This is a genomic window from Timonella senegalensis JC301 (assembly GCF_000312125.1).
In the GTDB taxonomy this organism is placed as follows: domain Bacteria; phylum Actinomycetota; class Actinomycetes; order Actinomycetales; family Cellulomonadaceae; genus Timonella; species Timonella senegalensis.
Genome location: NZ_HE978642.1, coordinates 589,768 through 604,747 on the forward strand (window position 1 = coordinate 589,768; position 14,980 = coordinate 604,747).

Sequence of the window (14,980 nt, forward strand, 5' to 3'; positions counted from 1 at the left end):
CTGGCCCAGGCGTTGGGGGTCAGGGTGATGCGGTGGGCGAGGGCTGCCACGGCAACGGCCTTGACGTCCTCGGGCAGCACGTACGAGCGCCCGGAGATGATCGCGTACGAACGCGCCATGAGCAGGAGGGACTGCGCGCCGCGCGGGGACACGCCCACCTCCACAGCCGAGTGGACGCGGGTCGCGTGCGCGATGGCAACGCAGTAGGAGATGATGTCGCGGTCCACGTGGATGGCCTCGGTGCGAGCCTGGATGGCGGCAAGTTCCTCGGCGTTGATGACGGGGTCCACATGAGTCGCCTCAGTGCGGCGGCCCAGTCGGCGCGCCAGGATGTCAGCCTCCTGCTCCTCGGGGAGGTAGCCGACGCTCAGGCGCACCATGAAGCGGTCAAGCTGCGCCTCGGGCAGGGCGTAGGTGCCTTCGAACTCCACGGGGTTTGACGTGGCGATCACGTGGAAGGGGCTGGGTAGCTTGTAGGTGGTGCCGTCGATGGACACCTGACCCTCGGCCATCGCCTCGAGCAGCGCGGACTGGGTCTTGGGTGCGGTGCGGTTGATCTCATCGGCGAGGAACAAGCCCGTGAACACTGGGCCCTTGCGCACCTCGAAGTCGCGGGTCGCGGGGTTGAAGATGTTCGATCCGGTGATGTCGGAGGGCAGCAGGTCAGGGGTGCACTGGAGGCGCGAGAACTCGAGGCCGAGCGCCTGAGCCAGGGAACGCGCGGCCAGGGTCTTGCCGAGGCCCGGAACGTCTTCGAACAGGACGTGCCCGCCGCCCAGGATCGCGGACAGGGCGAGCTTGAGGGGCTCACGCATTCCCACCACAACAGTGGAGACACCCTCGAGCACGCGCTCGGCGACACTCGAGATCGACTCCACGGAGATCTCGCGGTCCAGGGTTGGTTCGGTCGGGTTGGAAGACATCGGCTTCTCCAGTGTTGGGAGTGTTGGAAGGGTTGAGAGGGGCGGGGCTACTCGCTTGTGGGGCGCGGGTCAGTCAGGTGTTCGAGCTTTCCGAGCAGGTCTTCGAGCTCTCGCTGGTTCAGGGTGGCAGACCCCGCGAGCGCGGTGGTGTGCGTTGCCCCGAGAAGTTCCTCGATGCGGTCACGGTCGCGCGGGTTCTCGAGCGACAGACCGTGCACGGCAAGCGCGTCGCCGGCCACGTTGCGCACGAACTTCATTGCGCCGAACGTGACCTGCTGGTCGCGCCCGAACAGGCTCCACGCGAGTTGAGACACCTCATCGCGGGCGCCGTCGCGCTTCTTCTTGTCCCGAGAGGCGCGGGCCAGGTCGGAGCCCGTCTCAAGGTTCAGGGCAATCAGGGTCGCGCACAGTGCCGCCACGAGTAGCGCGCTCGCCTGGGCCGGGTCCACGACGTCCAAGGCGCTGAGCCCGTAGACCGCTCCCGCCCCGATGACTGCGAACGCGATCAGTCCAGCGATGGATTTTCGGCTCAGCTTCACGAGCAAGCCCCCTCAGCCTGGTGGTGCAGTTCCGGTTCGTCGAACCCCGCGCGCGCGGGGGAGTCCTGCACAAGGCTCGTCTGCGCGGGCACCTCGGCGCGTCCCAACAGCTCCGCCTGGAGAAGCTCGAGCAACCCGATCGCCCGGGTACGCTCGGAATCGGCGATCGGCATGTCGGTGAACCGGGCGTGATGATACAAGGTCAAGAAATCTCGCAGCGGCGCCGTTTCGACATTCGTCTCCTCGAGCAGCCCCACCACGAATTCAGTGGGGGTGTCCGCCGCCGACGGTTCGAGCCCGACCCGCTCCACGCTGTCCACGAGCACGCCCCACGCCTCGATGATCGCGTTGCGTGGGGTTCCGGTTGTCCGCAGCGTCCCCACGCCGAGGTCGAGCGCGTTCGAGACAGCCGGGATAATCACCTGCTTCAGGTCGACGTCCTCAGCCTCGTCCGCGGCGTCGCGCCGGGACTTGTCAATGCGGCGTCGCGCGCCACCGAACGAGGAGATACCCCTGCGGGTGAGCTGGTAAATGACCATGAGCACCACGAGCGCGATGAGGATAAACAGCACCTGGACGACCTGGCGCCCGCCATCGTCAGTGCCCGCATCGGACGGATTCTGCTCCACAACGGGCGGCGCCGCGGTCGGTGAACCCGAAGGACTCGGGCCCGCCGTCGGTGCGTGGGGTGGCGAGATGTCGAACTTCATGCCGTCACGCGGCGCCAGCCCCACGATCAGCGCCAGAAACAGGCACGCCAAAACTGCGGTCATGGCGAGCCCCGCCCTCGTGTTCGCCTTCACGGCGCCTCCTCAGTTCCAGCGGCCAGTCCTGCGCAGGCGCAGGACTGGCCCATTATTTACGACGATTGTGCCCCGGCACCCACTTGCCGCCGCGTCCCAGCGCGGTCGCGATTGCGTGCCAGGGGCTCTCTCGCGCGAGCTTTACCGTGCAACTAGTGACGCCGCATACTGGCCGGCGACGCCGGCCGCAAGGAACGCGAGCGGGTCCTGACCGTATCCGCGGCCCATAGTGGACAAGCGTACGGGGGATTCGGACAGTGCCTCATGGAGGGGAGCGCCCACCGCCACGTCCACAAACGTGTGATGCGGTGCCACCGCCGCCAGCTCCCCACCCTGCCGCGCAACCAGCGCGGCCATGTCCTGCCAGCTCGGCGAATCGCTAGTAAGCGGAAAATCACCAAAGAACGAGTCGGACGGGTCAAACGTGGGAACCACGATGTGGCCGGGAGCGAGAGCGACACGGCCCAAGGCCGTGAGCGAGTGGTGCGAGATACCCAAGTGACGCTCACGCAGGTCACCGCTGGAAATACGCAGCGACCCCACCGGCACGCCACCCAGCACAGCAGCGGCATTCATCGCCTCACCCACAGCAACGCCCGAGTAGCCCCAGCGCGTACCCGTGCCCAGGTTGCCCGGCCCCTGAATGACTATCGCAATGTCGGCGCCCACCACGTGACGCGCAGCGAGCAGACCCGTATGAACCGTCACGGCCTCCAGATCGCCACCATAGGACTGACCCACCGAAATAATCGACTCAAGCCACCCCAACTCACGCAACTGCGCGGCAGTACGACTAAACCACGCAGGCAACGCGCCGCCATCCGTCATCACGTACGCGACCTTCAACGCGTCCCCGCCCAGACGCACACCGGAAAGTATCGCAGGCAACGCCGAATGCAGGTCAGCGGTGATCACGGGCATACCATCAATAGAATCGGCGTCCTCCAACACCGCGTGAAACTGCGAGTCCTGCTCATCCACGCCCAGCACCATCGCCTGAGTCGGCGTATACCGGGCCTTAACCAGATGGCCAGGACCATCCGTGCGCCTCGTAGGGGCAGAACCCGGTTCCGGAAGAACCGCAGCAACAAGCGCATAACCGCCCGTACCCAGGCCACGATCCAAAGCCGACGAGTTCAACGCAACCGCCGAACCCACCGCCACCTCGCCCACAAGCATGGGGTACGCAAGCGCACGAACACGGTTCCCAGCCTGATCCACAACATCAAGCTCCTGAGCACCAGCCCACGACTTGCCAAGCGACACAACATTTCCAACGCGCCAAGTAATCACACTTCTAACGGTACTGGACTAGCGTTAGAGATGATGACAACCGCCACACCCCCAGCAGAGCGCCTCCTGAACCTCGTGATCGCGCTCATGAACACGAGCGGACGCCTAACCCGCCGTGACATACAACAGCGCGTCTCCGGCTACGCACCCGACGCAGACCCCAAAACGTTCGAGCGCATGTTCGAACGCGACAAGGACACCCTGCGCGAACTCGGCGTGCCCATCCAAACCGTGAACCCGGCAACCGACCACGCCGAAGACATCGGATACAGGATCGACAAAGACTCCTACTCGCTGACCCAACTCGACCTCAACGCGGCCGAACTCTCCATCCTGTCCCTCGCCACAACGCTGTGGCGAGACACCGCACTCGAAGCCGACTCCACCCGCGCACTGACCAAACTCAAATCCAACGCGCCCACCAACGCGCCCACAACGGCGCTCGCAGGCTTCGGCCCACGCATCCGCGGAGACGAACCCTCACTCACCGTCATCCTCGACGCCATCACCGCACGCCGCGCCATCCGCTTCACCTACCGCGCCGCCTCAACAGGCGAGCTAACAACCCGCACCATCCACCCCTGGCGACTCTCCTCACGCCGAGGAGGCTGGTACGCCGTCGGCTACGACACCACACGCAACGACGCCCGCGTGTTCCGCCTCAACCGCATCGTCGGCCGCGTCAAAGCCCTCGGACCACAAGGCGCCTACGAACTCCCAGACACCGACACCATCGCACACGCATTCGGCCAAGACCTCGCACACACCCCACAACAAGCAACCCTCGCCCTCGCACGCGGACGAGCCCAAGCACTCCGCGCACGCTCCCACCCCGCAGCAACCACCGCGCCACACGGATACGACGCCGTCCATCTCACCTACGTCGATGAAAATGACATGAGCATCGAAATCGCCGGACTAGGCGCTCACGCGCTCGTCCTCGACCCGCCCGCACTAGCCCACCGCGTCATCGCACACCACAAGGCGCTCGCAGAACTCGCCCGCACGTTGGGAGAGGACCCCCTGCCAGACCGCGCCCACACAGGCCAGACACAGGGAGAAGACACGCAAGGGGAACGCCAGTGACCAACACCAGCAAGGCGCCACGCAAGAACGCCGAAACCACCCCGCAACGCATCGTCCGACTCCTCTCACTCGTGGCCCACCTCACCGCACGCGGCGAAATCAGCGTCGCCGAACTCGCCGAACACTATGGCGTGGGACCCGAACAAATCCGCAAAGACATCGACCTCCTCTGGGTCACCGGCACACCCGGATACATGCCAGACGACCTCGTAGACTTCGACGCCTACGCACTCGAAGCCGGAATCGTAAAACTCACCGCAGACCGCGGACTCTCCCGGTCCCTCCAACTCGGGACCCGCGAAGCCATCGCCCTCGTCGCAGCTCTCAACTCACTACGAGAAATCGTCGCCGACGGAGCACCCGCACACCACAGCGCAGACACCTACGACGACAATCTCACCGCACACATCGACGACCTGACTGCCAAGCTCTCCCTACGACTCGGCCACAACGCACGCGCACTCGACGTCCAACTCTCATCCCACACCGTGGGACCAACCCTCACCACCCTGCGCACCGCTATCACCAACTCCACCCTCGTAGACATCGACTATGTCTCCAACGCAGACCAACGCACCACCCGCACCATCGAACCTGCCGCAATCTTCAACGAACGCGAAAACTTCTACCTCCAGGCCTTCTGCCACAAGGCACAAGACGACCGCGTGTTCCGCATCGACCGCATCATCGAGGCACGGGCGCTCGCAGGAACCCACTTTGAGCCACGTCCGCTCAGCGGACCCGCACAGGCACAAGTGCCCAAAGCAGGGGAGTTGGCTCACCTCGTCCTGCGACCCCAGGGTCAGTGGATCGCAGAGTCACTTCCGTATGAGTCGCTGGAATACCAAGCAGACGGGTCGATCGCTCTCGACATTGACGTAGCCGACTGGAACTGGTTCCACTCTGTGCTGTTGTCTCACCCGGAGCAGATCGTGAACGTAACTCCGCGTAGTACGCTGAAGGCCGCCGTTCACGAGGCCGAGCGCACGCTTGAACTCTATGAACAATTGGCAAACAGTGCGTCTACCAGCGGTGCGAGTGAGTCCGAACCGCTGGGCGAGGAGGAGTGATGATGACATTCGTATTGTGGACCGTGCTCGTGGTGTGCATGGCGGGTCTCTTTGTTGCCCTCGGTTTCCAACTGTGGGGCCAACTCAAGGTCCTCCTGTCCAAGGCCAGCCGCGCAGGTTCGGTCCTTGGTGAGGCCTTTGGCGACGTAGAGCGGGAAGCCACGCTACGGGAGTCCGGCAAGATCACGGAACCACGCGATGTCGACGCATTCGCGGGCCCGGGGCGAAAGCTCGACCTCAAAGCGGAACGCAGGGACCGAAAGGACGCCCGCGCCCAGGTTCGAGAGGCCAACCGGCGCCAGACGTACGACCGTTGGAGGGATCTCACGCGCTAGGTGAACCGCGGATGGTGGCGTTGGACTGAGCGCAAACATTCCGTGGCACTTTCCCTCCGCGCATGAACGTTGAGGCCGACACTCGCTGGTGACTTTGGCCCATTGTTTTCCCGTGAACGGATTGATTCGCTATCCTCGTCTTGCGTCTAGGATGTAAGGACGCACCACAACCACGTTTGGAGTTTCTACCATGGGCGCTATGAAGCCAATGCACTGGCTCGTACTTCTCCTTGTTATTCTGCTGCTCTTCGGCGCAAAGAAGCTGCCTGACTTGGCTCGTTCCGTTGGCCAGTCTATGAAGATCTTTAAGAAGGAGATCAAGGAACTGCAGGACGATGACGCCCCAGCAGCACAGGCGCCAACCACGTCCGCTGCACCAGAGGCACCCAAGACTGTCACTCCCAGCGACTCCTCCCAGAGTGAAGATCATGAGGGTAAAGCCTGACCGTGGCATCAACCACTAGCGGGCAGGGACCATCACCTAAGGACATCAGGCGAGCAACGCGAGCGCGACGCAAGACTGAACGCAAACAAGCGCGCAGCGAGATGTCCCTGCTCGAACACTTTAAGGAACTCAAGAACCGACTGTTCCTCGCTGCCGTAGGCATTGTCTTGGCCGCAATTGTTGGCTGGTTCTTGTTTACCCCCGTATTCAACTCACTGCAGCAGCCCCTCCTTGACGCTGCGGAACGCACCAACACCACGATTTCGGTGAACTTTGGAGGCGTGGCCACCGCGCTCGACATGCGCATCAAGATGGCCTTCTTCATTGGATTGTTCATCTCGAGCCCGTGGTGGATCTACCAGCTGTGGTCTTTTGTGACCCCTGGCCTGTCCAAGAAGGAACGTGGGTACACCTACGGCTTCATCGGTGCTGCCGTGCCACTATTCCTTGCGGGGGCGCTCCTTGCCTGGCTCGTGTTGCCTCACGCTGTAGACATCCTCACGGCATTCGTTCCTGAAGGTGCAGCAAACCTTCTTGCCGCGGACGTGTACCTGAGCTTCGTTATGAAGCTTCTCATCGCATTCGGCTTGGCCTTTGTCATGCCCGTCCTGCTTGTGATGCTTAACTTCCTCGGGATGTTGTCAGCCAAGTCTCTACTTGCCGCATGGCGCTGGGCGATCGTAGTGGCGTTCACCTTCGCGGCAATCATGACGCCAACCCCCGATGCGCTCACGATGATCCTGGTTGCAATCCCGATTGTCGTTCTCTACTTTGCCGCCGTCGGCATTGCTTACCTCCACGACAAGCGTGAAGCCAAGCGCATGGTGGAACTGGACCAAGAACTTGAGGGCTACTAACGCCTATGAAGAGCGAGCATAACGCACCCACCAGCGATCCCAATGAGGTCCGCAAAACCGTGGGAATCGTCGTTAATCCCACCGCCGGTCTGGGTAAGGGCGAGGGCGTGGGAAGACGGGTCATGGCGGAGTTTCGCCGACGCGGATTTCAAGTGCTCGATCTTTCTGCTGAAAACGCGCGTGACGCGCTCGCCAGAGCGCGCGCAGCGTGCCTGACCCCGGTCGACGCCCTCGTTGTTGTGGGTGGCGACGGCATGGTCCATCTCGGCGTCAACGCAGTCATTGGCACGCCCACCCCGCTGGGCATCGTGCCCGCCGGATCGGGCAACGACTTTGCGCGGGCCCTTGACCTGAGTCCTCGCAAGCAGATGGAAGCGATCGATCGGATTGTCCAAGCACTCGGGTCGAACTCGATTGCGGAAATGGACGCGGTTCAGGTCGAGCCATACGTCCTGCGCGCACACGTGGGCAGGCTCAAGATTGCCCGCCAATCCACCAAACCATTCTCGGAGTCCGTGCGCCGCTGGTACGTGGGGACGCTCTCCATGGGTCTCGATGCGGCGGTCAACGCACAGGCAAACGAGTACAAGTGGCCCAAGGGGCACCTGAAGTACCTGCGTGCGGTGTTTGCGAGTGTCCCCAGGTTCAAGCCTTACGGATACTCCATCACTATTGACGGCAAGAAGTTCGAGAGCAGGGGAACGCTGGCGGCTATCTCCAACGCGCCCATGTTCGGTGGAGGTATTCCTATCTCTCCTGGTGCCGACATGGCCGATGGCAAACTCGAGGTCACCTTTGCGAAGGCGCTCAATGTCAGCGGAATCCTGAAGGTCTTTCCTAAGCTGTACAAGGGCACCCACGTGGATGACCCCGCTGTGATGGTCTACTCGGGCAAAGAGATCATTATCGAACCGAGCGAGTCCGGCACGTTCCCACCTGTGGCAATGGCCGATGGCGAGGTCATCGGGCCGGTCCCACTCAAGGTCGTTGTGCACCCCGGGGTGCTCCGCATCCTACGCTGAGGGCTTACCCGCCGAAATCGGGTACGGTCCCATTGGGCCCTCGCGATAACCTTGTGGCATGTCGCCAAAACGCTCCCGTGTCCGGGAACAGAAGAGGTCGCTGAACCGTGCCCTCGCTTCCGCCCCCTCGGATGCGGGAAAGAACTCCGAACTAAGCCCCGCCGAAAAGTACGCACAGTACAAGGCTCGCACCGCCCACTTGACGCCCGCGTTGACCGACTTCCGCAAGCAGTTCGAGTTCGAACTCGACGACTTCCAACTGGAGGCGTGCGCCGCGCTTGAGGACGGACATTCGGTTCTTGTTGCCGCACCAACCGGCGCCGGCAAGACAATCGTGGGGGAGTTTGCCACCCATCTCGCGCTGCGCTCGGGCATGAAGGCGTTCTACACGACCCCCATCAAGGCTCTCAGCAACCAAAAATACAGCGACCTCGTACGGCGCTATGGGGCGTCTAACGTGGGTCTGCTGACCGGCGATACCTCCATCAACAGCGAGGCTCCCGTGGTGGTCATGACCACTGAGGTACTCCGCAACATGCTCTACGCCGACTCTCGGACACTCGACACCCTCGGCTACGTGGTCATGGACGAGGTCCACTACCTCGCGGACCGACACAGGGGAGCGGTCTGGGAAGAGGTCATCATTCACTTGGACGAGTCCGTGCGGCTGGTCTCTCTGAGCGCCACGGTGTCCAATGCCGAGGAGTTTGGTGACTGGCTGACCGCCGTTCGCGGTGACACCAAGGTAGTCGTGTCCGAGACCCGACCCGTGCCGCTGTGGCAACACGTCATCGTGCAGGGCAGGGGAGACAACCCCGGCGGCATCCTCGATCTGTATGCGCACACCGTGGACCCCACAGAACCGGGGCTGACTCCTCCCATCAACCCTGACCTGCTGAACGTCATGCGGCGCGGCTCGGATTCCTTCCGTGGGCGCCACCACAAGCGCGGAATGCAGCCAGCCTCCCAGCATACGGGCAGGAGGGGCCCGCCACGATTCGCCGTCATTGATGAGCTGCGTCGAGCCTCGCTCCTTCCCGTCATCTACTTCATCTTTTCCCGCGCTGGCTGCGACTCGGCAGTGGCCCAGTGCCTGGCCACGGGCATCTCGCTCACCACAGAGCAGGAAGCCGAGCAGATCAGGCAGGTGGCGGAGACCCGCTGCGCTGACATCCCTGCTGAGGACCTCTCGGTCCTCGGCTTCTGGTCGTGGCTTGAGGGCCTGACTCGAGGGATTGCTGCCCACCACGCGGGGATGCTTCCACTGTTCAAGGAGACAGTGGAGGACCTGTTCTCGCGCGGTCTCATCAAGGCAGTGTTTGCCACCGAAACCCTCGCGCTCGGCATCAACATGCCGGCGCGAACAGTGGTTCTTGAAAAGCTGGTCAAGTGGGATGGCACTTCACACGTGGACATCACGCCGGGCGAGTACACACAGCTCACCGGACGCGCCGGCCGCCGTGGCATCGACGTTGAGGGGCACGCGGTTGTGGTGGACCACCCGGGCCTTGACCCCATGGCACTGGCGGGGCTCGCCTCCAAGCGCCTGTACCCACTCAAGTCCAGTTTCTCGCCCACTTACAACATGTCCGTGAACCTCATTGAGCAGCGCGGCCGTGAGCGCGCCAAGGAGATCCTCGAGTCGTCGTTCGCTCAGTTCCAGGCCGACCGTTCCGTGGTCTCGCTCGCTCGGAGGGCGGTGTCCAACAGGGAGGCTCTTGCCGGGTACGAGGAAGCAATGACCTGTGAGCGTGGTAGCTTCCCCGAGTACATGAAGCTGCGTCGCGCCATCACTGCACGCGAGAAGGAACTCGCTTCGGCGGGCAAGTCGCAGCGCAGAGGTGAACTTGTCTCTGCACTGTCTAGGCTGCGCCGGAGTCAGGTGCTTGAACTCCCCTCCGGGCGCTCTGCAGGTTACGTGGTTGTGATCGATCGCGGAACCGACACGGGAACCGAGGGGCCACGCCCAGTCGTGCTCACTGAGGGTGGGAAGGTCCGTGTGCTGACCCTCGCAGACCTATCGAGCGGCTTTGACGTCATCGGCACCATCCGGATTGAGTCGTCGTTCAACCCGCGCCGTCCCTCCGAGCGCTCGGCGCTGACGTCGGATCTGCGACATGCGGTTGCCACCGGCGACGGCCTGACCCCTCTGGCAACTAAGCCTTATGGAGGGCCAAAGAAGAAGAGCAACCCGCACGACGACTCGGTGCTTCGCCAACTCCGCAAGGACCTCAAGAACCACCCCTGCCACACCTGTCCGGACCGGGATGAACACGCGCGCTGGGGAGACCGCTGGAACGCCCTCGAGAGGGACCAAGCCTCGCTCTTGTCCAAGATCAATTCCCGCACGGGGTCGATTTCCAAGACATTCGAGCGCGTGAGTAAGGTTCTGCTCGAGCTGGGTTACCTTACTGTCTCTCCGAACGGCGAGTACACGATCACGGGTGCGGGACGTCAGCTCGGCCGCATTTATGCGGAGAATGACCTTTTGGTTGCGCAGTGCCTCAAGGCCGGACTGTGGGACGACTTGGATCCGTCGCAGCTCGCTGCGGCGGTGTCCGTTGTGGTCTACCAGTCCCGCCGCGACGACGAGCCAGAACCTCGCATGCCTGGCGGGCCTACGGGCACGCTTGCGCGGGCAATCGACAACACGGTGCGCGAATGGTCGGCTCTGACAGACCTCGAAGACTCGTACGGCATCAAGGAAACCGGGGACTTGGACCTCGGGCTCGTTGAAGCGATGCACAAGTGGACCAGGGGCCGTTCGCTCAACTCGGTCCTTAAGGACACGGAGCTGACCGCCGGAGACTTCGTGCGCTGGTGCAAGCAGATCCTCGACGCCCTCGACCAGATCGCGAATGTCACCGACTCCGCTAAGGTGCGTGCTAGCGCGCTCTCGGCCATCGACTCAATCAAGCGTGGGGTTGTCGCCTACTCGAGCGTGTAGCTCGAGCACACACTCCCTGCCCCGTCTTCCCGTCATTTTCCACCGCGCACTGAAAGCACTGCATCATGACTTCCATCCTGTTCCACAACGGTTACGTCCACTCGTCGAGCGACCCGTTCGCGGAGGCGCTCTTTGTTGAGGACGGTGTGATCACGTGGACCGGTGAGAACGACACTGCCGCGTCCTTTGCCAAGCGCGCCGATAGGGTAGTGGACCTTGAGGGGGCGCTCATTGCGCCGGGCTTCGTGGACACGCACGTGCACCTGCTGGAGACGGCGCTTCTGGACGAAGCGGTCGATGTAGCTCCGACTGCCGGCGGCGTCACGGCACGGGCCGTTCTGGACCGCCTTGCGGCCCACATTGGGTCGGACTAGGCCAAGGCGGCGGATGCCGCGCCGCAGATCGTCAGCGTAACGGGCTACGACGATTCCTCGTGGACCTCCGAGCCACTTACCAGGGAGATGCTGGACGCGCGATTCCCGGGTGTGCCCGTGTACGTTCCTCGTGCCGATCTGCACTCGGCCATAGTCTCTTCAGCGCTCCTTGCGTCCGCTGGACTCACAGACCAGATTCTCGACGATCGTGGTCGCGTCAGCGGCGCCATCCACACTCCCATCAGGGAATTTATCCGTGAGCTTGCGCCGGCACGGCGTACCGAGCTCTACCGGGCTGTCCTAGCCAAGTGTGCGGCTCTGGGAATCGTGGCGGTGCACGAGAACGCAGCCCCCGGAATTGACACACCTGAGGGCCTAGCAGAGCTGATCGACATGACAAGCAGCCCTGAGTCCGGCCTGCCGCAGGTTGTCGGATACCTCGGAATGCTCGTGCGCAGCGTTGAGCAGGTCGAGGAACTGAGAGCTCAGGTTCCCGGGCTAGCGGGGCTCGCCGGAGACCTCTCTGTGGATGGTAGTTTTGGATCCCATTCGGCGGCTCTGCGTGAACCCTACACGGACGCGCCGGACACGATCGGTACCTTGCACCTGAGCGCACAGGAGATTGAGCAGCACCTCGCAGCCTGCAGCGATGCCGGTATGACCGCGGGCTTCCACGTGATTGGGGATCGCGCCCTCGACACCGTGCTTGAGGCAGTCACCTCGCTGGTGGAGAGGGATCCCTCTTATGTGTCAAAGCTGCGGCGCTGCGGGCACCGACTCGAGCACGTCGAGTTGGCGGATGAGGTCTCCCGCACAGAGCTGGCCAAGTATGGCTTCATGGTGTCAGTTCAGCCAGCCTTCGACGCCCACTGGGGCGCTCCGGGCGGCATGTACGAGCAGCGGCTGGGTTCAGAGCGCCTTCGCGCAACCTCGCCGATCCGGGACTTCACTCGGGATGGCATTCCCATGGGCTTTGGTTCAGACTCCCCTGTGACCGCAATCGACCCGTGGGGCGGCGTGGCCGCGGCGGTGTTCCACAGCAACCCCGAGCAGCGCATTTCAGCGCGGGCCGCATTCAAGGCGCACACTCGAGGTGGGTGGCGTCTTGGGGGCGAGTCAAACTTCATGGCGGGGGAGATCCGTGTAGGAGCACCTGCGCACCTTGCTGTTTGGCGGGCGGAGGAGCTCGGCGTGCAGGCGGAGAACGACGGCCGGTCCTCCTGGACCACCGATGGCCGCTCCGGGTCGCCTCTGTTGCCGATCCTGTCCCAGGACGGCAACCGGCCACAGTGTCTCGCCACCCTGCGCGCCGGCATTTTTATCTACGACGATCTAGGTAACTGAACCGTCATTCATGGGACGTTCAGGAACTTCACGTGAAGTTACCACTTTTCACCCGCTCCGTTTTCTGCGCGTTCATGCGAGTTTCGCACTGCACGGTGTGACACACGCCATTGGTCCCATGGGAAAATGGGGAGAGGTGCACTAAGTTGGAGGTGTTCTTGCGCGAGCCTTTTGGGCGCCATCACTGCAAGCCTCCAACTGTGTGGGTGAGTGGCTGTGGTAGCGCAACCGCCCACGTGTTCAGTAGAAAACGAGTCAACCATGTCGACTCGGTACGAAGGACACGTGGGCATCTTTGTGCCCGCGTGTTAAAGCGCTCGACAGGGTCGTGTGGCACCTCGCGCACGATCGCAGCAAACTCCGAGAATCCTCAAGTACTGTTGTCTACGTGCTGTTTCGTGACGCCCTGCGCCCCCTCACATTGCTCCTTGCCGTACTGGCCGGATACCTTGCTGACTGGGCGTTTCCCGACCGTAATTATTGGCCGCTTGCGTTCCTGTCGATTGCTGTTTTGACGATTGCGCTTTCCAGAAACTCCGCCCGATGGAACTTCCTTGTGGGATACCTGTGGGGTGTCGCTTTCTTCCTTCCGCACATCTCGTGGGCCCAGTACGCAGTGGGCGGCAATCTTCCGTGGATCGTACTTTCGTCGGCAGAGGCGCTGTTCCCGGCCCTGGCGGCCTGGGGATGGACCTGCATTCGCCGGATTCCTCGCGTTCAGGGCTCGCTTACGCTGTCTGCTCTGACATTTGCCACAACCTGGGTAGCAGTAGAGAAGTTGCGCATGGTCGTCCCGTGGGGAGGATTCCCGTGGGGTCGACTGGGGTTCTCCCAGTCCGAGTCGATCCTGTCCCGCTACGCCTGGCTCGGTGGCGTTCCCCTTATTTCCTTTGTGATCGTCCTCGTCGGCGCGCTGCTTGCAGGTGCATTCTTTTCATTGACTACAGGGGACATCCTGCGGGTCGGTGCAGCTCTGGCTGGCACCGCAGTACTCGTGGCGGGGGCGTTCCTTGTGCCAATTGAGGGAAATGCTGAGGCGGGTCAGCTCAATGTTGGGGGAGTGCAGGGTAACGTGTCTAGGCCTGGCGCGGACGCATTCTCCAACCGGCAGGAAGTGCTTAACAACCACGTTGCGGGAACCCACGAGCTGGTGCGATCGGAGGCCGGAGCGGACCTTGACCTGATTGTGTGGCCGGAAAACGGCACGGATATTGATCCGCAAGTTGATCAGAACGCGTATGACCTGATTGACGGAGCAGCGCAGGCAGCAGGTGTCCCTCTACTCATCGGAGCCCAGGAGTACCCGGAAACTGGTGGACGATACAACGTCTCGCTCTTGTGGGAGCACGGCGAGGGCGTCACCGGACGATACGTGAAGCAGCGTCCGGTCCCGTTCGGCGAGTTCATCCCGGCGCGTGATTTTTTCCGTGCGATTTACCCGGACGTAGACCGCATCTCTATCGACATGTTTGCGGGGGACAAGCCCGCGGTTCTCGATGTTCCTATCGCGAGGCTGGACCGGAACGTACCTGTCGGCCCGATCATCTGCTTCGAGGTGGCGTACGACGACATCATCCACGACTCCGTGAAGAACGGTGCCGAGATCCTGTTTGTCCAGACCAATAACGCATCCTTTGGGCCAACGAACGAGTCAACTCAGCAGCTCGCCATGTCGAGGTTGCGTGCGATCGAGACCGGACGACCAGTCATGCAGATCTCCACGGTGGGCGTCAGCGCCATCTACACACCCACCGGCCGCGAGGTTGTGCGGTCGGGTCACTTCACCGCCGAACAGATCAGTGCAACGGTTAACCTGAGGGTGAGCATTACCCCCGCGGTGCGCCTAGGCGAATGGCCCGTTTTGATTGTTTCTGCTGGTACTGTTTTGTTGGTAGCCGCTGGGTTAATCGCGTCCCGGCGTGCGAAAACAGCAAAATAGCTT

12 protein-coding genes and 1 pseudogene are annotated in these 14,980 nt (G+C 62.7%); 9 read left to right on the forward strand and 4 right to left on the reverse strand.

Annotation, left to right across the window (positions count from 1 at the left end; translation table 11 throughout):
* The 4 genes from HGSM_RS14615 to HGSM_RS07190 form a co-directional block, all read right to left on the reverse strand.
* Positions 1 to 923 (reverse strand): AAA family ATPase (locus tag HGSM_RS14615; protein ID WP_019148066.1); only part of this gene is annotated, 923 nt, incomplete at its 3' end.
* A 47-nt stretch (positions 924 to 970) separates the two neighbouring features.
* Positions 971 to 1,462 carry a hypothetical protein gene (locus tag HGSM_RS13710; protein WP_019148067.1) on the reverse strand — a complete coding sequence of 164 codons (492 nt, stop codon included), beginning with the start codon at positions 1,460 to 1,462 and terminating at the stop codon, positions 971 to 973.
* Positions 1,459 to 2,265: a DUF4129 domain-containing protein gene (locus HGSM_RS07185; protein WP_019148068.1), complete on the reverse strand. Its 807-nt coding sequence runs from the start codon at positions 2,263 to 2,265 to the stop codon at positions 1,459 to 1,461. Before HGSM_RS07185 ends, HGSM_RS13710 begins: the two co-directional genes overlap by 4 nt.
* Before the next feature lie 141 nt (positions 2,266 to 2,406).
* Positions 2,407 to 3,558 carry a DUF3866 family protein gene (locus HGSM_RS07190; RefSeq protein ID WP_040594710.1) on the reverse strand — a complete coding sequence of 384 codons (1,152 nt, stop codon included), beginning with the start codon at positions 3,556 to 3,558 and terminating at the stop codon, positions 2,407 to 2,409.
* A 33-nt stretch (positions 3,559 to 3,591) separates the two neighbouring features.
* On the opposite strand from HGSM_RS07190, the gene HGSM_RS07195 reads away from it, so the two are divergent.
* The 9 genes and pseudogenes from HGSM_RS07195 to lnt all read left to right on the forward strand — a co-directional run bounded on the left by HGSM_RS07195 (position 3,592) and on the right by lnt (position 14,977).
* Positions 3,592 to 4,644: a helix-turn-helix transcriptional regulator gene (locus HGSM_RS07195; protein ID WP_019148070.1), complete on the forward strand. Its 1,053-nt coding sequence runs from the start codon at positions 3,592 to 3,594 to the stop codon at positions 4,642 to 4,644.
* Positions 4,641 to 5,714 carry a helix-turn-helix transcriptional regulator gene (locus tag HGSM_RS07200; protein ID WP_019148071.1) on the forward strand — a complete coding sequence of 358 codons (1,074 nt, stop codon included), beginning with the start codon at positions 4,641 to 4,643 and terminating at the stop codon, positions 5,712 to 5,714. The genes HGSM_RS07195 and HGSM_RS07200 overlap by 4 nt, the downstream gene beginning before the upstream one ends.
* A 2-nt stretch (positions 5,715 to 5,716) precedes the next feature.
* Positions 5,717 to 6,049 (forward strand): hypothetical protein, encoded by a 333-nt coding sequence (locus tag HGSM_RS07205; RefSeq protein ID WP_154646273.1) that lies wholly within the window; start codon positions 5,717 to 5,719, stop codon positions 6,047 to 6,049.
* Between the two features lie 199 nt (positions 6,050 to 6,248).
* Complete coding sequence (gene tatA, locus HGSM_RS07210) at positions 6,249 to 6,494, forward strand: Sec-independent protein translocase subunit TatA (protein WP_407635109.1); 246 nt, start codon at positions 6,249 to 6,251, stop codon at positions 6,492 to 6,494.
* Between the two features lie 2 nt (positions 6,495 to 6,496).
* Positions 6,497 to 7,351 (forward strand): twin-arginine translocase subunit TatC, encoded by an 855-nt coding sequence (tatC, locus tag HGSM_RS07215; protein WP_326550013.1) that lies wholly within the window; start codon positions 6,497 to 6,499, stop codon positions 7,349 to 7,351.
* A gap of 5 nt (positions 7,352 to 7,356) precedes the next feature.
* Complete coding sequence (locus tag HGSM_RS07220) at positions 7,357 to 8,373, forward strand: diacylglycerol/lipid kinase family protein (RefSeq protein ID WP_019148075.1); 1,017 nt, start codon at positions 7,357 to 7,359, stop codon at positions 8,371 to 8,373.
* Positions 8,374 to 8,431: 58 nt separating this feature from the next.
* On the forward strand, positions 8,432 to 11,320 hold the full coding sequence (locus HGSM_RS07225) for a DEAD/DEAH box helicase (RefSeq protein ID WP_019148076.1): 2,889 nt from the start codon (positions 8,432 to 8,434) through the stop codon (positions 11,318 to 11,320).
* Positions 11,321 to 11,385: 65 nt separating this feature from the next.
* A pseudogene (locus tag HGSM_RS07230) lies at positions 11,386 to 13,038 on the forward strand (amidohydrolase).
* 388 nt (positions 13,039 to 13,426) lie between these two features.
* A complete protein-coding gene (gene lnt, locus HGSM_RS07235; protein ID WP_019148079.1) occupies positions 13,427 to 14,977 on the forward strand; it encodes an apolipoprotein N-acyltransferase in 1,551 nt (516 codons plus the stop codon).
* Positions 14,978 to 14,980 lie beyond the last annotated feature (3 nt).

What these genes read in the sequence shown, in the direction of transcription:
- HGSM_RS07220 (WP_019148075.1), top strand. Translation starts at nt 7,357, where the DNA reads ATGAAGAGCGAGCATAACGCACCCACCAGCGATCCCAATGAGGTCCGC.
- HGSM_RS07195 (WP_019148070.1), top strand. Translation starts at nt 3,592, where the DNA reads ATGACAACCGCCACACCCCCAGCAGAGCGCCTCCTGAACCTCGTGATC.
- tatA (WP_407635109.1), top strand. Translation starts at nt 6,249, where the DNA reads ATGAAGCCAATGCACTGGCTCGTACTTCTCCTTGTTATTCTGCTGCTC.
- HGSM_RS07205 (WP_154646273.1), top strand. Translation starts at nt 5,717, where the DNA reads ATGACATTCGTATTGTGGACCGTGCTCGTGGTGTGCATGGCGGGTCTC.
- HGSM_RS07225 (WP_019148076.1), top strand. Translation starts at nt 8,432, where the DNA reads ATGTCGCCAAAACGCTCCCGTGTCCGGGAACAGAAGAGGTCGCTGAAC.